The following is a 20,460-nucleotide window of genomic DNA, read 5'->3' as shown; positions in this document are numbered from 1 at the left end:
ATGCCTGTTCTTGAAATGCCGAGCTGGGGCATGGTTGCCCTCGCCCTGACCCAGGCCATCGCCATGCTGGCGCTGGCGCCGCTCGCCACCGGTTTCAACCGGGTGCTGCGGGCCAAGATGCACTCCCGTCAGGGGCCGGGCCTGCTGCAGGATTACCGGGATATCGCCAAGCTCCTGCGCCGTCAGGAGGTAACCCCTGAGCCTGCCGGCATCATCTTCAACCTGATGCCTGCGCTGCTCATCGCCGCCCTCTTGCTGGTGGGGATGGCGCTGCCGACCCTGACTCACGAGTCTCCCTTCCCCATCGCCGGGGATCTCATCACCGATATCTATCTGTTCGCCATCTTCCGCTTCTTCTTCTCCCTCTCGGGGCTCGACAGCGGCAGCATGTTTGCAGGTATTGGTGCCCGCCGCGAACTGACCCTCGGCATTCTGGTGGAGCCCATTCTGGTGCTCGCCTGCTTCATCATGGCGATGATGGTGGGCAGCTCGGATCTGGGCAATATCAGCAGCTATGTAGCGACCCAGCCACTGGCCGCTCCCATCGCTACCCTCTTGGCGGGTGCCGCCTGCGCCTTCGCGGTGTTTGTCGAGATGGGCAAGCTGCCCTTTGACTGCGCCGAAGCCGAGCAGGAGCTGCAAGAGGGGCCGCTTACCGAGTACTCCGGTGCGGGGCTGGCCTTGCTCAAGCTCTCCATCGGCCTCAAGCAACTGGTGGTGGTGCAGCTCTTTCTGGTGATTTTCCTCCCCTTCGGCAAGGCGGCCAACTGGAGTCTGCCTGCGCTCATCGGCGCGGCGCTGATCCTCGCCTGCAAGCTGCTGGTGGCCTTTTTGCTGGCCGGCATCATCGAAAACGCCATGGCCCGCACCCAGTTCGTACGCACCCACAAACTCACCCGCTACGGCTTGGGGCTGGCCCTGCTGGCGCTGCTCGCCTATCTGGTCGGGATCTGAACCATGCCCGCCAGCACAGCAACTTTTTCCGATTTCATCATTTGTGAATGCTCATTCCCGAACATTAAAGTGAGAACTGCATGACCATCGCCATTTCGGATCGCATCGGCTGCGACTACATCCAGCAGGTGCGAGCACAACTGCCCCACGCCATCGTCGACGAGGAGTGGCAAACCGCCGATCAGGCCACCATTACCGTCAAACCCACCAGTCTGGTCGAGACGGCCAGCCTGATCTTCCATCAGCTGGGGGGCTGGCTTCCGCTCTCCTTTGCCAATGACGAGCGCAGCCTCAACGGCCACTTCGCCGTCTACCACGTCTTCTCCATGGAGGGCGACACCAAATGCTGGATCACCGTCAAGGTGCTGGTGGATGCCGATACCCAGGAGTACCCCTCCATCACCCCGACCATTCCGGCGGCGGTGTGGGGCGAGCGGGAGATCCGCGACATGTACGGCCTGCGTGCCATCGGTCTGCCAGACGAACGCCGTCTGGTGTTGCCGGACGACTGGCCGGAGGATATCCACCCCCTGCGCAAAGACGCCATGGATTATCGCCAGCGCCCGATGCCCACCACCGACACCGAGACCTACCCCTTCGTCAACGAGCTCGGCAGTGATGCCAACCGCATCGTGCCGGTCGGCCCGCTGCACATCACCTCCGATGAACCGGGGCACTTTCGTCTGTTCGTCGATGGGGAAGACATCATCGATGCCGACTACCGCCTCTTCTATGTCCATCGCGGCATGGAGAAGCTGGCCGAAACCCGGATGGGCTACAACGAAGTGGCGTTTCTGACCGACCGGGTCTGCGGCATCTGCGGCTTTACCCACAGCGTCGCCTACACCACCTCGGTGGAGAACGCCATGGGCATTCCGGTGCCGGAGCGGGCCAAGATGATCCGCGCCGTGCTGCTGGAGGTGGAGCGCCTGCACAGCCATATCCTCAACATCGGCCTGTCGAGCCACTTCACCGGTTTCGACACCGGCTTTATGCAGTTCTTCCGGGTGCGGGAGAAATCCATGACCCTGGCCGAGCTGCTGACCGGCGCCCGCAAGACCTACGGCCTCAACCTGATTGGCGGGGTACGCCGCGACATCTTCAAGGAAGATCGCATCAAGGGTGCCCAGCTGGTGCGCGAACTGCGTGATGAGCTCAAACCCCTGGTGGCCATGCTGCTGGATACCGCCAACATCTCCTCCCGCCTCATCGGTATCGGCAAGCTCGAGCCACAGATTGCCCGCGATTTCAGCTGCGTCGGCCCCATGGTGCGGGCGAGCGGCTTCAAGCGCGACGTGCGCCGGGTTCACGATTTTGCCGGTTACCGCGAGCTGCCGATGGAGATCCAGACCAAGGCGGGTTGCGACGTGCAATCCCGGGTGCTGGTGCGGATCCACGAGCTCTACGACTCCCTCGACATGATTGAGTTCGGCCTTGAGCACCTGCCGGAGGGGCCGCTTTTGACCGAAGGCTTCACCTACCAGCCGGGCAAGTTTGCGCTGGGCTTTACCGAAGCGCCCCGCGGCGAGAACGTCCACTGGAGCATGACGGGAGATAACCAGAAGCTGTTCCGCTGGCGCTGCCGCGCCGCCACCTACGCCAACTGGCCTGCCCTGCGTTACATGCTGCGCGGCAATACCGTGGCGGATGCGCCGCTCATCATCGGCAGTCTGGATCCCTGCTACTCCTGTACCGACCGGGTCACCCTGGTCGACCCCAGGAAGGGCAAATCCACCGTGGTCTCCTACAAGGAGATCGAGCGCTACGGCATCGATCGCAAAAACTCTCCGCTGAAATAAGGGGTCATCATGATCAAGCTGTTCAAGACCATCCTCAAGGCTGGCACCCCGACCGCCAAGTACCCCTTCGCCCCTTACGAGGTGAACCGGGATTTTCGCGGCAAACCGAAATATCAGGCGGATCAGTGCATCGCCTGCGCCGCCTGCACCAAGGCCTGCCCGGCCAACGCGCTGGTGATGGAAGTGGATATGGAGACCGGCGAACGGCGCTGGGAGATCTCCATGGCGCGCTGCATCTTCTGCGGCCGCTGCGAGGAGGTCTGCCCGACCCGCGCCATCGCCCTCTCCCCCGAGTTCGAACTGGCGGTGACCAACAAGGCGGATCTCTATGAGGAGGCGCGCTTCGCACTGGCCCCCTGCACCCTGTGCGGCACCTACTTTGCCCCGAGCAAGCTGGTGGCACTGGTGGAAGATACCCTCAAGCAGGCGGGCACACCGCTCGCGACCCCGGAGCGGCTGCACCACTGCCCCGACTGCAAACGAAAACAGAGCATGCTGAGCCAGCCTGACTCGGCCCTGATCACACCGATAGCCACACCGATGGCCGCACAAAAGGAGTGGATGTGATGAGCAAGATCAAAGGCATAGAACCGGTTGTCGGCCATGCCCATACCCGCGCCGTGCCGCTGGCACAGGATCCCGAGATCACCAAACTCAAGAAGACCCTGCTCAAGGACATTCGCCGCTCGGCCTATGTCTACCGGGTCGATTGCGGCGGCTGCAACGCCTGCGAAATCGAGATCTTCGCCACCATCACCCCGCTGTTCGATGCCGAGCGTTTCGGCATCAAGGTGGTCGCCTCCCCCCGCCACGCCGACATCCTGCTCTTTACCGGCGCGGTAACCCGGGCGATGCGGGTGCCAGCCCTGCGCGCCTACGAGGCGGCGCCCGATCCCAAGATCTGCATCGCCTACGGCGCCTGCGGCTGTGACGGCGGCATCTTCCACGACCTCTACTGCGTCTGGGGCGGCACCGACAAGATCGTGCCGGTGGATGTCTATATCCCCGGCTGCCCTCCGACACCGGCGGCTACCATCTACGGCTTTGCCGTGGCGCTCGGTCTGCTTGAGCAGAAACTCAAAGCCACCAGCCACGAGGTGCAACCGGGTGAACGGGTCGAACTGCGCCACACCGGCATCCCCAATGAAATCCGGGTGATGATCGAACGCGAGGCGCGCCGCATGGCCGGTTATCGTCAGGGGCGGATCATCGCCGACGAGTTTATGGCCCTGCTCGAAGGGGCGACCCAGCAGGATGTGGATCTGCGCATCCAGAGCTACCTCGATCAGCACGACGATCCCCGCCTGGCTGAGATCGTCAACAACCTCGCAAACGCCTGCCTCAACCGGGCGGCCGGCAAGGGAGAGGCGGTACATGGCTAACGAGGTTTTCTTCTATCGCCTCTCGCGCAAGTTCGTCGACGAGCAGTTCGACGTGCCGGAAGAGGCCAGGGAGGTGATGTACTACAGCCTCGCCATCGGCCACCACCTCGGCATCGTCGATTGCCTGCGAGCAGACCTGGTCTGCTCGCTGACCGGTTATCGCGACTGGGTGGCCAAGCTGCCACAGGGGAGCGAAGCGCGCCGCAAGATGGAGGGGTTTCTCACCTTTGGCGAGATCACCATCTATCGCGAGCACTGCCATATGCTGGCCTGCGCCTTCGACCGACTGCGCAAAGCCGACAATCTGCTCGATGAGCAGGAGCTGGGCTGGACCAACACCTTTATGGATCAGCTCACCGCCCTCTTTAACGACCCCCATATGTACCTGATGGTAAGGAGCCGCTGATGGGCTGCAATCTCGTGTTGACCGTGGGCAATGCCATGATGGGGGACGACGGTGCCGGCCCCTATCTTGCCGACAAACTGCAAGCCGCCCCCCTGTCCGGCTGGATCCATATTGACGGCGGCATCGCGCCGGAAAATGTGGTCTACAAGGTGCGGGAGCTGCAACCGGCGCGGGTGGTGCTGGTGGATGCCGCCGAGATCGGCGAGAAGGCGGGAACCCTGCAGGTGATCCCCCCCGAGACCATCGCCGAGATGTTTATCTTCTCGACCCACAATATGCCGCTCAATTTCCTGATCGACGAGCTCAAGACCTTTGTCCCCGAGGTGATCTTTGTCGGGGTACAACCGGCCATCGTGGCGTTCTCCTTCCCGATGACCGAGATGGTGAGCGAGGCGATGGATTATCTTTATCAGCACCTTGATGCCGCCAGTGATACTGGTCTGTTAATAGATAAACTGGATCAGTGGAATATTGCCAACGCCAACCGGTGATTATTTATCGAGTTGTTAACGACCGTTATTGACCGACGGTTCAGGCAATGTGATCGAGGCCCGATGTTAAATTAAAAACATCGGGCTAATTGTGCTGAACTTGATATAAAACAAGGTTCTTTGATTTTTTCAAAAAATCGCTAACTCTCGATTTTTTATGACAAAAAAAGCGTTGCCAGTCACAGAAATTTGCCACAAAATGGCGACCGTTACGGAAGTTGATGGGGTCTGGTGGCCTCCTCGGTCTTCAAAACCGATGTGAGCCGAGAAGGCTTTGGCAGGTTCGATTCCTGCCTCTTCCGCCAAATTTATCTATTGAACAAATACTCTCTCGCTGAATTCTTCGGCCTGGATGTTATTTCCATTGTTTGTTCAATATGTTTGAAGTAATACCTTAAAAAAGGTGCTTGCCGCTTGCCAATATAATCCGAACTCAGGTTATCTCGCTGGCCAAAAATTAATTTATCAGCATCGATGCAGCATTAATTTATACCCGCTCATTAATGCACCCAGTTTGCACTCATCCGCAAATCGCCAGCAGTGTCATAACCCGTCAGCTCGGCCTCTCTATCGGCAAACCGGTGCGCATCCCGAACCCACGCACTGCACTGGTAATCCCATGCCGAACTCGTCTCACGCGCCAGCCATCCCCCATCGCCAGCCCGCATCAGGTACGGCTGCCGACGATTCACAGCCAGATTCTCAGCAACAGCCCGGCCAGCAACAAACGCGCCGCTTGCCGCAAGTAGAACAGCTGCTGCAGCAACCCTTTCTCACCGGTTTTATCGAGGCGCTGAGCCGCCCGCTGGTGACTCAGGCGGTGCGCGACACCCTGAGCGAGCTGCGCCAGTGCGAAGATTTTCGCCAGCATGGCGTTGCCCCCGAGCAGATCGAGGTGCTGATTGCAAAACGCTGCCAACAGCAGTTGCGCCAGCGTCAAACCCGGGTGATCAACGCCACCGGCACCCTGGTGCATACCAATCTGGGGCGCTCGCCATTAAGTCACGAGCTGTGGGACGAGGTGCGCGACCTCAACACCGGCTACAACAATCTGGAGCTGGATCTCGCGACCGGCAAACGCGGCGGGCGCAAGGGGCTGATCGCCCCCCTGCTCCGTTGCCTCACCCAGGCCGAGGATTCGCTGGTGGTCAACAACAACGCCGCTTCGCTCTTTTTGCTGCTGCAGGAGGTGGCCAAGGGGCGCGAGGTGATCGTCTCGCGCGGCGAGCAGATCCAGATTGGCGGCGGCTTTCGCATCCCCGACATTCTGGCCCTCTCAGGCGCCAAACTGGTGGAGGTGGGCACCACCAATATCACTACCGCCAAAGATTACCTCGATGCCATCACCGATCAGACCGCGCTGGTGCTGATGGTGCACAGATCCAATTTCGCCATTCGCGGCTTTACCGAATCCCCCGATATCGGCGAGGTGGCGCGCGCCCTGCCCGAGCACGTGGTGCTGGCGGTGGATCAGGGGTCGGGCTTGACCAGCGAAGAGTTTGCACCGGATGAAACCTCGGTGCGCCAGTACATCAAGGCGGGGGCGGATCTGGTCTGCTACTCAGGCGACAAGCTGCTGGGTGGCCCGCAATCGGGCATCATCAGTGGCAGCAGTGACCTTATCAAACGGCTGGAAAAACACCCCATGATGCGCACCTTCCGCCCGAGCCGCATCGTCTACTCCCTGCTCGAACGCCTGCTCATCCACAAGCTCAACAAATCCCCCATCGGTGAGGGTATTGCCCAGCGCACCTTGAGCAACCCGGCCGCCATGCAGGCGAGAGCCTCCCGGCTGATGGCCGCCCTGCCCGGCTGCTTTGTGCCGGTCCCAGCCCAGCTGGTGGTGGGCGGTGGCACCTTGCCGGACGAGTTTTACCCGGCCCCTGCGCTGGAGTGCACCGACCCGCGTCCGGCCCAGCAGCTGCTCGATGATTTGCGCGAACTGCCGGTGCCGGTCATCGCCACCGTGCGCCAGCAGAAGGTGCTGCTCAATATGGCCACCCTGCTGCCGACCGAGATGGAACTGCTGATCGCCCAACTCAAGGAGTTGCTGCTCCCCGCCCCGTTCAATGCAACAAATGCGACCGAGGAGCCCTGATCCCATGACCCCCTATCGCGCCGTTATCGGCCTTGCCGGCCACGTGGATCACGGCAAGACCCTGCTGATCAAGGCCCTCACCGGCATCACCACCGCCCGTGCCCACGAGCAGGCCATCGGCATGACCCAGGATCTCGGCTTTGCCCACTTCGACGACGGTCAGGGCAACACCATTGGCGTCATCGACGTGCCCGGCCACGAGCGCTATATCCGCAACATGGTGGCAGGGCTCTGGAGTCTGGATCTGGTGCTGCTGGTGATTGCCGCCGACGAGGGGTGGATGCCGATGACCGGCGATCACCTGCGCCTGCTCAGGGCGATGGGGGTGCCGCGCCTCTTGGTCTGTATCAACAAGTGCGATCTGGTCTCCCCTGACGAGCTTTTGCTGTTGGAAGAGAGCCTGCTGGAGCGGGTAATGGACGAGAGCGGCATGGTGCCCGATATCGTCAGCGTCAGCGCCAAAACCGGTGAGAATATGGCGGCCCTGCACACCGCCATCGTGCGCCAGCTTGCCGAACTGCCAGCCTCACACGCTGCCCGCGAGCAGAGCGCCCCGCGACTGTATGTGGACAGAGTCTTTACCGCCAACGGCACCGGCACCGTGCTTACCGGCACCTTGCAGCAGGGCAACCTCAAGGTGGGGGACAAGCTGCGCCTCTACCCCGCCGATCGGGAGGTGCAGGTGCGCTCCCTGCAAGCCTATCACCAGAGCGTCGACGAGATTGGCGCCGTCTGTCGGGTGGCGGTGGGCCTTAAAAAAGTGCCCCACAAGGAGGTGGCCCGCGGCCACTGCCTCACCAGCGCCGCTGGCCAGTGCGAGGCGGCAACCCACCTTATCGTGCGACTCAACGCCGAGAGCCTGAGTAGCAAGACACTGCGCACGCAGGAGGTGGAAGTAGCCCTCGGCAGCTGGCATGGCCGGGCCCGTTTCGTGCCCATCAAGGATACCCGGCTGGCGCGGCTGATCTTTACCAGCCCCATTCCCTGCTTCTTCGGCCAGCCGCTCGCCATCATTCGCCACGGCAGCAGCGAACTGCTGCACGGCGCCCGCATCGTCTGGTGCGGCGACATCCACCCCGCCAGACGCAAGGCGCTGCACGCCCTGCTGGGCGAGCTGCCTGATGACTTGGAGCACTACAACCCGGCCACCCTGCAACTGGGGCTCAATGGCTATGTGCTGGCCAGCCGCTTTGACCAGCAGCCAGAGCAGGTCACCCCCCTCGGTGACTGGCTGCTGGACAACCACTGGCTGGCCCAAAGCCGCGACCAGCTGCTGGCTACGCTGGCCAGCGAACCGCTGAGTGCCGCCGAGCTGGCAACCCGCTTTGGCATCGCCCTGCCAGTCATTCAGGCCCTGCTCCAGAAGCTCAAGAGCGAGCAGCTTGTTCGCCTGCACCATGACAAGTGGCAGCAGGGCAGCGGCGAGTCGGAAGATGATCTGGGGGAAGAGGCACAGCTGGTGCTCAAGGTGGTGCGAGATCAAGGCAAGGAGGGTTACGAGCCCGGTAAACTGGGCCCCGGCGGCGTAGAGCTGGATCCCTTTATCACCCGCAAGCTACCCGCCGCCCTGCAGCAGGGCTTACAGCAAAAAGGCGCGTTGCAAAAGCAGCTGCGCAATCTGGCGCGACTCAAGTATCTGGTGCAGCTCGATGGCCCCATCTACTACGACGCCGAGCTTTACAACCAGATGGTCGCCGCCGTGCTTGCGGGCCAGCAGGTGGGAGATCTGATCGACATGGCATCCCTCAAGGAGATCACCGGCTTGTCGCGTAAATACGCCATTCCGTTCTGCCTGCGCATGGAGATGGATGGCTGGGTGCGGCGCGAGGAGAACGAGCGCCGGGTGCTGCGTTTGCCGCAGACTCAAGATGAGATGGAGCCGGCATGAGCGCCACCATCGCCCCCTCTGTCTCTGCCAATCCGGTCGCCAACTGGCTGCGCCGCGAATTTCATATCGACGGCATCGTACAGGGGGTCGGCTTTCGCCCCTTCGTCTATGGGCTGGCACTGCGCCACGGCCTTGCCGGTTATGTCTTGAACGATGCCAACGGCGTCACCATTGGCGCCGAAGGATCGCCCGAGCAGCTCGCCACCTTTGCCCGCGAACTGCGGGAACTGGCGCCGCCACTTAGCCGCATCGATCATTTCAGCGAGCGGGAGCTGCCCCTTGCTCATGATCCCGACTTCGATGGCCAATTTCATGGCCAGTTTCGAATTAAAGCGAGCCAGCAGCAGAGCGCGGCCACGGTCGCCATCTCGCCGGATCAGGGAATGTGCGAGGCATGCGCCCGGGATGTGGCCAGCCCCAACGATCGCCACCATCGCTACCCTTTTACCAACTGCACCCACTGCGGCCCGCGCTACACCATTATCCGCCGCCTCCCCTACGACCGCCCCCATACTGCCATGGCGGGCTTTGCCATGTGCCCGCGCTGTGCGGCGGCCTATGAAAACCCGCTGGACAGACGCTACCACGCCCAGCCGGTGAGCTGCCCCGAGTGCGGGCCCCATCTCAGCTGGCTCAGCGGCAATGGAAATGCGCTGGCCGAACGCGAAGAGGCCCTGCACGCCGCCGCCCGCGCCCTGCAAGCGGGGGCACTGATCGCAGTTAAGGGGATGGGGGGGTATCACCTGATATGTGATGCTCGCAATGAACAGAGTGTGGCTAGATTGCGAACACTCAAGCGGCGCGCACGCAAGCCGCTGGCGGTGATGATGGGCTCCCTTGCCGAGGCCAAATTGCATGTCACCGGCAGCGAAGACGAGTGGAAGCTGCTCACCTCTCAGGCCAGACCCATCACCTTGCTGCGCAAGCGCAAAAACGATGATCGGCTCTCAGAATCCCTACTGACAACCGCGCCGCTGGCCGAGGGGATCGCCCCCGGCATCCCCTACCTTGGCGTCATGCTCCCCTATACCCCGCTCCATCAGCTGCTGTTGGATGCCTGCGCCATGCCGCTGGTGGCCACCAGTGCCAATGGTCGCGGCAGCCCAATCCTTATCGAGTGCGAGGCTGTGGTCAGGGAACTCGGCAGCGAGATTGACGGCATCCTGGATCACAACCGCCCTATCCTGCACCCGTGCGACGACAGTCTGGTGCAGTGGACAGGCGGGCGGCGCCAGACGTTGCGGCTGGCCCGGGGCTATGCTCCCTGCACTCCCAGCCTGCAACAGGCGGTCAAGGTGCCGCTGCTGGCGGTCGGGGCGCAGCAGAAGAACCAGCTGGCGCTCGCCTTCGGCCGCCAGCGCATCTACAGCCCCTATATCGGCGATCTGCACAGCCTGCCGATGCAGGAGCACTTCGAGCAGACCCTGGCCACCTTTCGCGATCTCTACGATCTCAACCCAGAAGTGCTGGTCTCGGATCGCCACCCGGGCTATCTCAGCCATCAGTGGGCCAAAAGCTATTGCCAGAATCAGGGTGCCACCCATCTCGAGGTGCAACACCATCACGCCCACCTGCTGGGGGTGATGGCCGAGCACAACATCACGGGCCCGGTGCTGGGTGTTGCCTTCGATGGCACCGGCCTTGGCGATGACGGCACCCTCTGGGGCGGCGAGCTGCTGATCGCAGACGTTCAGGGATTTGAGCGGGTTGCCCACCTTGCCCCCTTCAAGCTGATCGGCGGCGAGGCGGCCATCCGCGAGCCGGTACGTCAACTGCTGGGGCTGCTGTTTGAATCGCACAGCCCTGAGCAGATCGGTGCCCTCGATATTCCGTTGATCAAGCAACTGCCCCTTAAGCGGATCAGCAACCTGCACCAGCTCTGGCAGCTGGGTCGCAACACCCCCTACACCAGCTCCATCGGTCGGCTGTTCGATGCGGTGGCGGCACTCTTGGGGGTGATTGATACCCCCGATTACGAGGGCGAAGCCGGGCTCCTGCTGGAGGCAGCCGCCTTGCAGCTGGCCCCCGATGAACAGCCCTTCCCCCTTGCCTTTGCTCTCAGCCAATCAGCGGAAGGGCCGCTGCAGATCGAGTGGGCCGAGCTCATCAATACCCTTGTCAGCGAGCGGCGCAAAGGCACCTCCACCGCCAGCCTGGCCGCCGGTTTTATCCGCGCCATCAGCGCTCTGGTCATCGCTCTGGCCGCGCGTTTCCCCGGCTATCCGGTGGCGCTCGGGGGGGGCGTCTTTCAAAACCGGGTGCTGATGGACCAGCTGGTGCCCGCTCTCGAAGCCGCCGGCCGGCAGGTATTGACCAGCGAAACCCTGCCGCTCAATGACGGTGGCATCGCCGCCGGTCAGCTCTGGTTTGCCATCCACCATATTGCCACGCACCAGCCTGCCACAGCCGGTTGTGCCACCTTGTCGGAGTCCTGAAATCCATGTGTCTATCCATTCCCTCTCAGGTGGTGCAACTGCACCCCGAAGATAACTGCGTCACCGTCGACACCCTGGGGGTGCAGCGGCGCGTCAGCTGCATGCTGCTCGAAGAGCCCCTCCAGGTGGGCGACTATGTGCTGCTCCATATCGGCTTTGTGATGAGCAAGATTGACGAAGAGGAGGCGCAGGCCAGCCTCGAGAGCTTCCGCCAGATGGTGGCCCTGATGCCCAAACAGGATATCTTGCCATGCTGACCTTGAATGATCTGTTCCTAGGCTTTCGCCAGCCCGAGGTGATCCGCGCCCTCGCCGCCCAGATCACCGAACTGGCCAAAAATCTGCCCGAACCGCTGCGGGTGATGGAGGTGTGTGGCGGCCATACCCACACCATCATGAAGTACGGCCTGCACCAGCTGCTGCCAGCCAGCATCGAGTTCGTTCACGGCCCCGGCTGCCCGGTCTGCATCATGCCCAAAGAGCGCATCGATCAGGCCATCGAGCTGGCCCGCCAGCCCAATGTCATTCTGGTCACCCTGGGGGACATGATCCGGGTGCCGGGATCCAGGGGCACGCTAGCCCAGCAACGGGCCAAGGGGAGCGATATCCGCCCGGTCTATGACCCCCTCGATGCCCTGCGTATCGCCAAAGAGAACCCGCAGAAAACCGTGGTCTTCTTCGCCATCGGTTTCGAGACATCCACCCCCATGACGGCCGCCTTGCTGGCTGCCGCTGAAGCTGAGGGGGTCGAGAACCTCCTATTCCATATCAACCATGTGCTGGTGCCCCCCGCCATTCATGCGGTGATGGCCGACGGCGTTGCCAAGGTGAACGCCTTTATCGGCCCCTCTCACGTCAGCGTCATCACCGGCGCCGATATCTACCTGCCCATCGTCGATCGCTATCAGGTGCCGGTGGTGGTGAGCGGTTTCGAGCCGGTGGATGTGATGGAGGCGCTCTTGATGATGGTGCGCCAGAAGGTGGAGGGTCGCTACGCGCTGGAAGTGCAGTACAGCCGCGCCGTCACCGCCAGCGGCAATACAGCCGCCCAGCGGCTGGTCGAGCGTTTTTTCGAGACCCGCGAGCACTTTCGCTGGCGAGGTCTGGGGGATATCAACGCCTCCGCCCTGCGCCTGCGCGATGCCTTCGCCAAGCGCGATGCGGAGCGTCACTTTGTGCTTGATCAGACTCCCATCGATGACCACAAGGCGTGCCAGTGCGCCGATATCCTGCGCGGCCTGGCCAAGCCAAACCAGTGCAAAGTCTTTGGCCGGGGCTGCACCCCGACCCAGCCCATGGGCAGCTGCATGGTCAGCTCCGAAGGGGCCTGCAATGCCTACTACCGATATATGGGGATTCAATGAGAGAAATTCAGTTAAGCCACGGCGGCGGCGGCGTCGAGATGAATCAGCTGATCAACCAGCTCTTCTTTCGCCACTTTGGCAACGAGATCCTGCTGCGCGGTGAAGATGCCGCCCATCTGCCGGTGAGCGGCCCCGTTGCCTTCACCACCGACAGCTTTACCGTCTCGCCGCTCTTCTTCGAGGGGGGCGATATCGGCAAGCTGGCCATCGCCGGTACGGTCAACGATCTCGCCATGATGGGGGCCAAGCCCGAGTATCTGAGCTGCAGCTTTATCATCGAGGAAGGCTTCCCCTACGCCGATCTGGCCCGCATCGTCGAGTCGATGGCGGCCGAGCTTGCCAAGAGCGGTGCCCGCATCGTCTGCGGCGACACCAAGGTGGTGCCCAAGGGGGCGGCCGACAAGATCTTTATCAACACCAGCGGGGTCGGCACCTTTCCGCGGCCTGAGCAGAGCCGGGGCATCTCGGTACGCAACCTCAAAGCCGGTGACGCCATTCTTGTGTCGCGGGATATCGGCAGCCACGGCGCCTGCATCCTGATGGCCCGTGACGCCCTGCAACTGGGCTCCGATCTCAAGAGCGACTGCACCACCCTCTGGCCGCAGGTAGAAGCGCTGCTGCAGGCGGGACTTACCCCTCACGCCCTGCGCGATGCCACCCGCGGTGGCCTTGCCGCCGTGCTCAACGAGTGGAGCAGCGCCTCCGGTGTTGCCATCGAGCTGGAGGAGTCAGCCATTCCGGTGTGCGATCCGGTGCGCGGCCTGTGTGAGCTCTACGGTTTCGAGCCCCATGATCTCGCCAACGAGGGAACCATGGTGCTGGCCCTGCCTGCCGAACAGGCGCAGGACGCGCTGGGCATCTTGCGGCAATTCAACCCCGCCGCCAGCCAGATCGGCGTGGTGCAGGCGAGCGATCGCCACAAGGTGCTCCTCAACAACCCCTGGGGCAGCCGCCGCTATCTGGAGCTGCCGCAAGGGGAGCTGCTGCCGCGGATCTGTTGAGCAGCCATGCCGTTCCGTCATTTACAGGGAGGAGTCACTGCTCCTCCCCATATCGGTTAAGGAGCCACCATGCACGAAATGTCTCTGGCCATGGCCGCCATCGATCTGGCGGCCGAACAGGCCACCCAGCGGGGCTTTACCAGGGTGACCGCCCTCTGGCTCGAGGTCGGCAGCTTCTCCTGCGTCGACCCGGACACCATTGCCTTCTGTTTCGAGGCCGCCGCCAAGGGCACCGCCGTCGAGGGGGCCCAACTGCACTTTCAGCACCAGGCGGCAGAAGCCTGGTGTTACGACTGCAACCAGACGGTCACCCTCACCGAGCGCGGGCAGGCCTGTCCCGGGTGTGGCGGATACAAATTACGAGTCGCGCAGGGTGATAGCCTGCGCATCACCGACATCGAGGTAAGTTGATATGTGTAGCGTATGCGGATGCGGCCAGGCGCGGATCGCCGGCCATGAGCACGATCATGAGCATCATCACGAACATGAACATCACCATGAACATGGTCATGAACACGACCATCATCATGCTCATGACGCCCATCACCATCATGATCACGAGCAGAGCGCGGCGCGCACCCTGATCATTCACCACCACTATCACCATCAGGGGGATGTCCATCACCACTACCACGGGGTGCGAGCTCCCATAAGCCATGAGGGGCATGATCAGCTGCATGAGCACCACCATGATCACCCCCACGACCATCATCATGATCATACGCACTCTCATGACCACGGCCATTCCCACGCGCATCCCCATGATCACAGCCATGACCACGACCATGACCACGACCACGACCACGACCACGACCACGACCATCAGCAGGGTGATCTGCACTATGGCAAAGGGGAAGCGGGCTTGTCGGTGCCCGGCATGGGGCAGCGCCAGCTGATCGCCATCGAGATGGATGTGCTGGCCAAGAACAACGCGCTGGCGGCCCACAACCGCGAACACTTCACAACCGCAGACCAGCTGGTGCTTAACCTGGTATCTAGCCCGGGTTCAGGCAAAACCACCTTACTGTGCGAAACCTTGCGCCAGCTGGCCGACAAGCGCCCTTGCGCGGTAATCGAAGGGGATCAGCAGACCAGCGCCGATGCGGATCGCATCCGTGCCACCGGTGTCCCTGCCGTGCAGATCAACACCGGCAAGGGCTGCCATCTGGACGCCAAAATGGTCCACGACGCCTGCCACCAGCTGCCCGCCAATGAAGGGGGCATCCTCTTTATCGAGAACGTGGGCAATCTGGTCTGCCCCGCCAGCTTCGATCTCGGCGAGAAGTACAAGGTAGCGATCCTCTCCGTCACCGAGGGGGAAGAGAAGCCGCTGAAATACCCGGATATGTTTGCCGCCGCCCAGCTAATGGTAATCAACAAGATCGATCTGCTGCCCTACGTCAGCTTTGACGTGGCACGCTGCATCGAGAACGCCAAACGGGTCAACCCCTATATCCAGGTGATCCAGGTAAGCGCAACCACAGGCGAAGGGATGGATGCCTGGCTTAACTGGCTGGCCAGCGCTTGAAATCAACCGGATAAACGCCGCTGATAACGGTAGAAAACAAGAGAGGGAGGCTGATGCCTCCCTCTCTTTTATCTACGCACTTTGCCAACGATTTTCTCTGTAAAGAATGGCCAGCGTTTCATACTCGCCCCCCGAACCCTGGCCCTCTCCCCAGGGAGAGTCACCGTCTGCTCCCTTCTCCCCTTGCGGGAGAAGGGTTGGGGATGAGGGGAAAGCCAACCCTCAGGCCACGCTAAGGGCCATCGCCTCCTGCTCCGCAGACACCTCACCAAAACGCAGCACCCGATGGCAGATCTGGCGCAGCAGCGCCTGTTGGTGACTAAAAATCAGGATGCCAAGCCCGCGCTGTTCGCACTCAATCATCAACTCCCGCCAGAGCTCACGCTGGATTTGCGGATCCAGCTGGGCGGTCACCTCGTCGGCAATCAGCAACCGGGTGCGGGGATCGAGGGCGCGCAACAGCGCGATGCGGGCCAGCTCGCCACCGGAGAGCTGACCGGGTTTACGACCGAGCCATTCAGGCTTGACCATAAAGCGGGCCAGCATGGCCTCATCGGGACGCCATACATCCCACAGCGCCTGCCCTGTGGTGCGATAGGGATTGAAGGTGAGTTCAGGGTGCTGGGGCACCAGCTGGATGGGGTTATAGCCTTTTCCCTGTTCAGGCACCGGCAGCCCATCCAGCAGGAGCATCCCGCCGGCCCCAACTGGTTGCCAACCCGCCAACACTCGCCCCAACGTGGTCTTGCCATGGCCGCTCGGGGCGGAGATGCCGAGCCGTTCGCCCGCTTTCACCGTCAGCGACAACCCCTGCCAGAGAGGGCGTTCCCCCTGGGCGATAGTAAGATTTCGTACTTCAAACATCAGGAAACCTCCGGCACAGAGAAAAGCGCATTGAACTCCGGCAGCGCCTGCCAGTGGGCACGGAGCATCTCGCTCCCCTGCCCTTGCCGCAGATGGTGGCTGCTCAGGGTATCGCTCACCTGTCCCTGATGCAGCGCCACAATGCGATCGGCAAAGCGGGCCGCCAGCGCCAGATCGTGGGTCACCCAGAGGATACCGCTGCCCTGATTGGTCAATTCACGCAACTGGCCGAGCAGCAGACAGGCCAACCCCTCGTCGAGCCAGGCGGTGATCTCGTCTGCCAGAATGTAGCGGGCACCGCCAAGCGCCGCAGTGCAGGCCAGAATGCGCTTGGCCATGCCGCCGGAGAGCTGGCGCGGGAATCTGTCCAGGGTGGTCGCGGGCAGCTGGTAGCGCAGCAGTTGCTCGCCGAGCCGCTCGCGGGAACCGCTCTGGCCGCAGAGGCGCGCTGCGCGGCCCAACTGGCGTTCCACCGTCAGCAGCGGATTGAGGGCGCTTACCCCCTGCGGCACATAGCAGAGGGTGTGACCGCGCAAACGGGCCCTGCTGGCATCGCACAGAGGCGCGCCATCGAGGGAGATGCTGCCGCGCATTCGCAGGTTGTCCGGCAGCAATGTCAGGGCGCTTTGCAGCAGCAGGCTCTTGCCCTCGCCGCTCCCTCCCACCAGCGCCACTATCTCCCCCGGCGCCAGTTGCAGGCTGATATCGGTCAGCAAAGGCTGCCAACTGCGCCGCCCCAGCCAGGAGTAGTGGGCCGCCTCTATGGTCACCTGATCAAAACTCAGCATGGTTCACTCCTGTGCCACAGCAGCTGTTGCAAAGCGCGGGTAGCCTGATCAAACAGCAACACCAGCAGCAGCAACATCAGTCCCGGGAAGAGGGCCAGCCACCAACCGCCACCGGCCAGATAACGCAGGGCATCGGCCAGCAGCAGGCCCAGCGAGGCCTCGTGGGCCGCCAGACCAAAGCCGAGAAAGCTCAAGGCCGCGCTGTGCAGCACCGCATGGGGAAACATCAGCAAGGTGCCGATAAACCATTGGGGCAACAGCCCCGGCAGCAGGTGGATGCGCCAGCGACGCAGCGCCCCCATCCCCTGACAGCGGGCCAGCACCACATAGTCGCTGCAGGCGATCCGCCGCGCCTCGGCGCAGAGAATGAGCGCCAGCTTGGGCCAGTGGGTGAGCGCTACCGCCAGGATCACCCCGCGCATGCCGCCCCCCACGGTAAAGCAGATCAGTATCAAGAGCAGCATATGGGGCAGCGCCAGCATGGCGTCGATCACCATTCGTACCGCCGCATCACATCTGGGGTGAATGAGCGACACGCTTGCCGCCACCATGGCCAACAACCCGCTACAGAGCGCCGTGCTGATCCCCAGCTCCAGACTGGTGAGGGTGCCCTGAAAGGCACGCAACCAGAGATCCCGTCCCATCTGATCGGTGCCGAACCAGTGGGCCAGCGAGGGAGGCTGCTGGCGCGCCAGCAGATCCATCGGCACATCCTGAGCCGACAAGCTCCAGCCGTAGGCTGCCAGCAGCGCCAATCCGAGCAGGGCAAAACCCAGCCGCCGTATGGAGGGAAACGGATTAAACAGCATGCTCGCTCTCCCAACCCCGATTGATGCGTGCCAGCAGCAAACTGGCCACCGTATTGCCAATAAAGACCAGCAGGGTGCAAAAGAGCACGATTCCCATCAGCAGGGGGATATCCCCCCGCAGCCCCGCATCCACGGTGGCCTGGCCGAGCCCCGGATAGGAGAAGACCTTCTCCGCCAACAGCGATCCGCCAATCAGTTCACCGAGCGAGGCAAACTGCAGGCAGAGCGCCGGGGTCAGGGCGTGGCGCAGCACATGAAAACGCAGCATGGGCCAGCCGCCATCCCCCTGAGCGCGGGCGTAGCGGATAAAGTCGCTCTCCAGCACCTCGGCCACCCGCGCCCGGGTATGCAGGGCAATATTGCCCACCCCGAGCAGGGCGAGCGTGGTGACCGGCAGCAGCAGATGACGCAACCGCATGGCCCAATCCGCTTCATCGGCAGCGAGCCCCGGCGTCCAGGCGCAGCAGACCGGCAACAGTGGCCAGTGCACCGCAAACAGGGCGAGCAGCAACAGGCCGACCCAGAAGGTGGGCAAGGAGGCAAGCAGGTAGGCAAAACGGCAAATAAGACTATCGGGCCAGCGGTTGAGATAGCGACCGGCGCAGAGGCCCAGCAAAATCCCGAAAAAGCCGGAGAGCAGCCAGGCACCCGCCAGCAGCAGGAAAGAGGCAGCAAAGCGCTGGCCTATGACTTCACCCACAGGCGCGTTGTAGAGCATGGAGTAACCGAGATCCCCCTGCAGCACTTGGGTAAACCAGTGCCAGTAGCGCAGCCAGAGCGGCTGATCCAGCCCCCAGCGAGCGGCGATGCGGGCGTACTGCTCTGGCGGCACATGGAGCAGATCGTTGCCGATATAGGCCTTGATGGGGTCGATGGGGGAGTAACTCAGCAGCACAAAGGTGGCGACCGAGACCAGACAGAGCAGCCCTGCCAGACGCAGCAGGGCTTTTAGCAACAGATAACCTGAATGACTCAAGGGCGAACTTAACGGCACGTCCACCGCCAATCCTGCAGGTTGTTGAGCAGGGACCAGCTACCGTGGATTTCCGGCGCCCCCTTGCCAAGATCGATGCAACGGTTGGCGAGATAGGTATGCTGCACGTTGAGCAGCCAGGCCCAGGCGGCATCTCCCTGCACTCCGGCGCCGGTCTTGCCATCCCACTCCACCTGCTGCCAGAGCGGCACGGCAGCCTGCCAGTTCGGAGCATCCAGCGCCTGCTTGAGGTGGCCATCCACCACAGGGTTGCTGTAGTAGCCCGGGTTGTAGAACTCCACGCCACCGGAGCCGCTCTGGTAGTGGTGATAGAGCTCCATGGGATCCAGACTCCCCCACCCCATCAGCACCGGATTGGCGTGCATCTCCCGCTCCACCTGCTCCCAGCTGCCAGACTTGAGGCTCACCTCAAGGCCAATGGGTTTGAGCATGGCCCGCACCGCTTCCGCCAAATCCCGGCGGGTGCTGTCGCCACTGGTGTACCAGAGGGTAAAGGCGGCGCGCAGATTGCCCTTGTGGCGAATGCCGTCACTGCCCATCTTCCAACCCGCCTCGTCGAGCAGGGCATTGGCGTGGGCGACATCCCCATCCTTGAAGGCGGTGGCTTTGTTCAGCCAAGGCAAGCCTTCTACCGCACTGTAGGCGGGGATAGCGTGCCCTTCCAGTAGCTGATCGGCCAGTAGCTTGCGGTCGATGGCGTAGTTGATGGCGCGGCGTACCGCCACATCCGAGGTCACGTCGTTGCCGATGGGATAACCCTTGGCATCCTTGCCGCCCGCAGGCGGAATGGGAAAGACGATACCGCGGTTCTCCACACTCGGCCGCACCCACAGCTTGAGGGAAGCAGGCACGGTGGGCGCCAGCGACGGGGCAATGCGCACCACATCGAGCTGGCTACTCTGGGCGGCGGCATAGGCGCTCTCTTCATCGATAAAGACAAACACCAGCCGTTTGAAATCGTTGTTGCCGCCGGCGTAATAGGGGTTCGCCTCCACCACCAGCTGTTGACCTGGCAGGAAGCTTACCAGCCGGTAAGGGCCGGCACCGACCGGTTTTTGGGCATAGGCTTTTGCGTCGTAATCCTGCTTCGACACTATCCCCAAAGATCCCAGCACGTTGACAAAGGTACTCTGGGGGGCACTCAGGGTGATGGCCACCTCGGTGGGCGAGAGCACCTTGGCCGAGACAAAGTTGCCCATGTCGATCTTGCCTCCCCCCTTGGCCGCGCTGTTGTAGGTAAAGGCCACATCCTCGGCGGTGAGCGGCGCGCCGTTGGAGAATTTCAGGCCAGGCTTGAGGGTAATGAGCCATCCCTTGCCATCCTTGTTCGGGGTCACAGCCTGGGTGAGCACATTCTGCCAACTGAGATCGGCACTATCGCCAGCAATCTGTTTGAGCAGCGGGCTGTGCAGCAGCAGGTAGCTGCCGTGGCTCCAGCCAAGCAGAGGGTCAAACCCTTCGGTGGGTTCGGCTCCGATGGCGAGCTTGAGTTCGGCAGGCACAGGTTGGGCAGCGGCTAGCGCCGTGTGAGAGGCAGTGCCCAGCAGCAGAGTCAACAGGGCGGCAGCACTGGTGCCACAGTAATGGCGAAGGGAATTGCGTGGAACAGTCATGGGGATCCTTCTTGTTTTGTACCACTCACGGATCATCACTCAAAAAA

The 20,460-nt window shown here is 62.4% G+C and carries 20 protein-coding genes and 1 tRNA gene; 15 read left to right on the top strand and 6 right to left on the bottom strand.

Going from position 1 to position 20,460, the window contains the following annotated elements; translation table 11 throughout:
* The 14 genes from AB5Y99_RS08685 (at nt 1) to hypA (ending at nt 14,228) form a co-directional block, all read left to right on the top strand.
* Nucleotides 1–954: a respiratory chain complex I subunit 1 family protein gene (locus AB5Y99_RS08685; RefSeq protein WP_005345231.1), complete on the top strand. Its 954-nt coding sequence runs from the start codon at nt 1–3 to the stop codon at nt 952–954.
* 80 nt (nt 955–1,034) lie between these two features.
* On the top strand, nt 1,035–2,753 hold the full coding sequence (locus AB5Y99_RS08680) for an NADH-quinone oxidoreductase subunit C (RefSeq protein ID WP_139391020.1): 1,719 nt from the start codon (nt 1,035–1,037) through the stop codon (nt 2,751–2,753).
* 9 nt (nt 2,754–2,762) lie between these two features.
* Nucleotides 2,763–3,320 carry a formate hydrogenlyase complex iron-sulfur subunit gene (locus tag AB5Y99_RS08675; RefSeq protein ID WP_005345227.1) on the top strand — a complete coding sequence of 186 codons (558 nt, stop codon included), beginning with the start codon at nt 2,763–2,765 and terminating at the stop codon, nt 3,318–3,320.
* On the top strand, nt 3,320–4,135 hold the full coding sequence (locus AB5Y99_RS08670) for an NADH-quinone oxidoreductase subunit B family protein (protein ID WP_005301886.1): 816 nt from the start codon (nt 3,320–3,322) through the stop codon (nt 4,133–4,135). The genes AB5Y99_RS08675 and AB5Y99_RS08670 overlap by 1 nt, the downstream gene beginning before the upstream one ends.
* The gene (locus tag AB5Y99_RS08665; protein ID WP_368209421.1) at nt 4,128–4,541 is read left to right on the top strand and encodes a formate hydrogenlyase maturation HycH family protein; all 414 of its coding nucleotides are present in this window, start codon (nt 4,128–4,130) and stop codon (nt 4,539–4,541) included. The genes AB5Y99_RS08670 and AB5Y99_RS08665 overlap by 8 nt, the downstream gene beginning before the upstream one ends.
* Nucleotides 4,541–5,032, top strand: coding sequence for a hydrogenase maturation peptidase HycI (gene hycI / locus AB5Y99_RS08660; RefSeq protein WP_368209420.1), 492 nt, complete (start codon nt 4,541–4,543; stop codon nt 5,030–5,032). The genes AB5Y99_RS08665 and hycI overlap by 1 nt, the downstream gene beginning before the upstream one ends.
* A 213-nt stretch (nt 5,033–5,245) precedes the next feature.
* Nucleotides 5,246–5,337: transfer RNA gene (locus tag AB5Y99_RS08655), tRNA-Sec, on the top strand.
* Nucleotides 5,338–5,651: 314 nt separating this feature from the next.
* The gene (selA, locus tag AB5Y99_RS08650; protein WP_368209419.1) at nt 5,652–7,130 is read left to right on the top strand and encodes an L-seryl-tRNA(Sec) selenium transferase; all 1,479 of its coding nucleotides are present in this window, start codon (nt 5,652–5,654) and stop codon (nt 7,128–7,130) included.
* 4 nt (nt 7,131–7,134) lie between these two features.
* On the top strand, nt 7,135–9,018 hold the full coding sequence (selB, locus tag AB5Y99_RS08645) for a selenocysteine-specific translation elongation factor (protein ID WP_368209417.1): 1,884 nt from the start codon (nt 7,135–7,137) through the stop codon (nt 9,016–9,018).
* Nucleotides 9,015–11,453, top strand: coding sequence for a carbamoyltransferase HypF (hypF, locus tag AB5Y99_RS08640; RefSeq protein WP_368209416.1), 2,439 nt, complete (start codon nt 9,015–9,017; stop codon nt 11,451–11,453). Before selB ends, hypF begins: the two co-directional genes overlap by 4 nt.
* A 5-nt stretch (nt 11,454–11,458) precedes the next feature.
* A complete protein-coding gene (locus AB5Y99_RS08635; RefSeq protein ID WP_040065728.1) occupies nt 11,459–11,710 on the top strand; it encodes a HypC/HybG/HupF family hydrogenase formation chaperone in 252 nt (83 codons plus the stop codon).
* Entirely contained in the window at nt 11,704–12,816 is a 1,113-nt protein-coding gene (gene hypD, locus AB5Y99_RS08630; protein WP_368209414.1) for a hydrogenase formation protein HypD, read from the top strand. Before AB5Y99_RS08635 ends, hypD begins: the two co-directional genes overlap by 7 nt.
* Nucleotides 12,813–13,817 carry a hydrogenase expression/formation protein HypE gene (gene hypE, locus AB5Y99_RS08625; RefSeq protein ID WP_368209413.1) on the top strand — a complete coding sequence of 335 codons (1,005 nt, stop codon included), beginning with the start codon at nt 12,813–12,815 and terminating at the stop codon, nt 13,815–13,817. The genes hypD and hypE overlap by 4 nt, the downstream gene beginning before the upstream one ends.
* Before the next feature lie 69 nt (nt 13,818–13,886).
* The gene (hypA, locus tag AB5Y99_RS08620) at nt 13,887–14,228 is read left to right on the top strand and encodes a hydrogenase maturation nickel metallochaperone HypA (protein WP_049047286.1); all 342 of its coding nucleotides are present in this window, start codon (nt 13,887–13,889) and stop codon (nt 14,226–14,228) included.
* On the opposite strand, the gene AB5Y99_RS08615 is transcribed toward hypA, so the two are convergent.
* A complete protein-coding gene (locus AB5Y99_RS08615; RefSeq protein ID WP_368209411.1) occupies nt 14,206–14,604 on the bottom strand; it encodes a hypothetical protein in 399 nt (132 codons plus the stop codon). The two genes, hypA and AB5Y99_RS08615, sit on opposite strands and share 23 nt — an antisense overlap.
* Between AB5Y99_RS08615 and hypB the strand changes: the two genes are divergently transcribed.
* A complete protein-coding gene (hypB, locus tag AB5Y99_RS08610; RefSeq protein WP_368209482.1) occupies nt 14,491–15,345 on the top strand; it encodes a hydrogenase nickel incorporation protein HypB in 855 nt (284 codons plus the stop codon). The two genes, AB5Y99_RS08615 and hypB, sit on opposite strands and share 114 nt — an antisense overlap.
* 222 nt (nt 15,346–15,567) lie before the next feature.
* Here hypB and AB5Y99_RS08605 read toward each other — a convergent pair whose 3' ends face one another.
* Genes AB5Y99_RS08605 through AB5Y99_RS08585 form a run of 5 tightly spaced genes read right to left on the bottom strand, consistent with a single transcriptional unit; the run spans nt 15,568 to nt 20,413 of the window.
* Nucleotides 15,568–16,209 (bottom strand): ATP-binding cassette domain-containing protein, encoded by a 642-nt coding sequence (locus tag AB5Y99_RS08605; protein WP_368209410.1) that lies wholly within the window; start codon nt 16,207–16,209, stop codon nt 15,568–15,570.
* Nucleotides 16,209–16,997: an ATP-binding cassette domain-containing protein gene (locus AB5Y99_RS08600; protein ID WP_368209408.1), complete on the bottom strand. Its 789-nt coding sequence runs from the start codon at nt 16,995–16,997 to the stop codon at nt 16,209–16,211. Before AB5Y99_RS08600 ends, AB5Y99_RS08605 begins: the two co-directional genes overlap by 1 nt.
* The gene (locus tag AB5Y99_RS08595) at nt 16,991–17,806 is read right to left on the bottom strand and encodes an ABC transporter permease (RefSeq protein ID WP_368209406.1); all 816 of its coding nucleotides are present in this window, start codon (nt 17,804–17,806) and stop codon (nt 16,991–16,993) included. The genes AB5Y99_RS08600 and AB5Y99_RS08595 overlap by 7 nt, the downstream gene beginning before the upstream one ends.
* A complete protein-coding gene (locus tag AB5Y99_RS08590) occupies nt 17,796–18,806 on the bottom strand; it encodes an ABC transporter permease (RefSeq protein ID WP_368209404.1) in 1,011 nt (336 codons plus the stop codon). Before AB5Y99_RS08590 ends, AB5Y99_RS08595 begins: the two co-directional genes overlap by 11 nt.
* Nucleotides 18,791–20,413 carry an ABC transporter substrate-binding protein gene (locus AB5Y99_RS08585; RefSeq protein WP_368209403.1) on the bottom strand — a complete coding sequence of 541 codons (1,623 nt, stop codon included), beginning with the start codon at nt 20,411–20,413 and terminating at the stop codon, nt 18,791–18,793. The genes AB5Y99_RS08590 and AB5Y99_RS08585 overlap by 16 nt, the downstream gene beginning before the upstream one ends.
* Nucleotides 20,414–20,460: the final 47 nt, after the last annotated feature.

This window comes from Aeromonas sp. R4-2 (assembly GCF_040908295.1).
GTDB lineage: Bacteria > Pseudomonadota > Gammaproteobacteria > Enterobacterales > Aeromonadaceae > Aeromonas > Aeromonas veronii.
Note: the sequence above shows the minus strand (reverse complement) of the source record. Positions and strands in the feature narration are given on the sequence as shown.

Bases quoted from the DNA above. Each gene is read 5' to 3' on its own strand.
- AB5Y99_RS08685 (WP_005345231.1), top strand. From the start codon at position 1: ATGCCTGTTCTTGAAATGCCGAGCTGGGGCATGGTTGCCCTCGCCCTG.
- AB5Y99_RS08680 (WP_139391020.1), top strand. From the start codon at position 1,035: ATGACCATCGCCATTTCGGATCGCATCGGCTGCGACTACATCCAGCAG.
- AB5Y99_RS08675 (WP_005345227.1), top strand. From the start codon at position 2,763: ATGATCAAGCTGTTCAAGACCATCCTCAAGGCTGGCACCCCGACCGCC.
- AB5Y99_RS08670 (WP_005301886.1), top strand. From the start codon at position 3,320: ATGAGCAAGATCAAAGGCATAGAACCGGTTGTCGGCCATGCCCATACC.
- AB5Y99_RS08665 (WP_368209421.1), top strand. From the start codon at position 4,128: ATGGCTAACGAGGTTTTCTTCTATCGCCTCTCGCGCAAGTTCGTCGAC.
- hycI (WP_368209420.1), top strand. From the start codon at position 4,541: ATGGGCTGCAATCTCGTGTTGACCGTGGGCAATGCCATGATGGGGGAC.
- selA (WP_368209419.1), top strand. From the start codon at position 5,652: ATGCCGAACTCGTCTCACGCGCCAGCCATCCCCCATCGCCAGCCCGCA.
- selB (WP_368209417.1), top strand. From the start codon at position 7,135: ATGACCCCCTATCGCGCCGTTATCGGCCTTGCCGGCCACGTGGATCAC.
- hypF (WP_368209416.1), top strand. From the start codon at position 9,015: ATGAGCGCCACCATCGCCCCCTCTGTCTCTGCCAATCCGGTCGCCAAC.
- AB5Y99_RS08635 (WP_040065728.1), top strand. From the start codon at position 11,459: ATGTGTCTATCCATTCCCTCTCAGGTGGTGCAACTGCACCCCGAAGAT.
- hypD (WP_368209414.1), top strand. From the start codon at position 11,704: ATGCTGACCTTGAATGATCTGTTCCTAGGCTTTCGCCAGCCCGAGGTG.
- hypE (WP_368209413.1), top strand. From the start codon at position 12,813: ATGAGAGAAATTCAGTTAAGCCACGGCGGCGGCGGCGTCGAGATGAAT.
- hypA (WP_049047286.1), top strand. From the start codon at position 13,887: ATGCACGAAATGTCTCTGGCCATGGCCGCCATCGATCTGGCGGCCGAA.
- AB5Y99_RS08615 (WP_368209411.1), bottom strand. From the start codon at position 14,604: ATGGTCGTGGTCATGGCTGTGATCATGGGGATGCGCGTGGGAATGGCC.
- AB5Y99_RS08605 (WP_368209410.1), bottom strand. From the start codon at position 16,209: ATGTTTGAAGTACGAAATCTTACTATCGCCCAGGGGGAACGCCCTCTC.
- AB5Y99_RS08600 (WP_368209408.1), bottom strand. From the start codon at position 16,997: ATGCTGAGTTTTGATCAGGTGACCATAGAGGCGGCCCACTACTCCTGG.
- AB5Y99_RS08595 (WP_368209406.1), bottom strand. From the start codon at position 17,806: ATGCTGTTTAATCCGTTTCCCTCCATACGGCGGCTGGGTTTTGCCCTG.
- AB5Y99_RS08585 (WP_368209403.1), bottom strand. From the start codon at position 20,413: ATGACTGTTCCACGCAATTCCCTTCGCCATTACTGTGGCACCAGTGCT.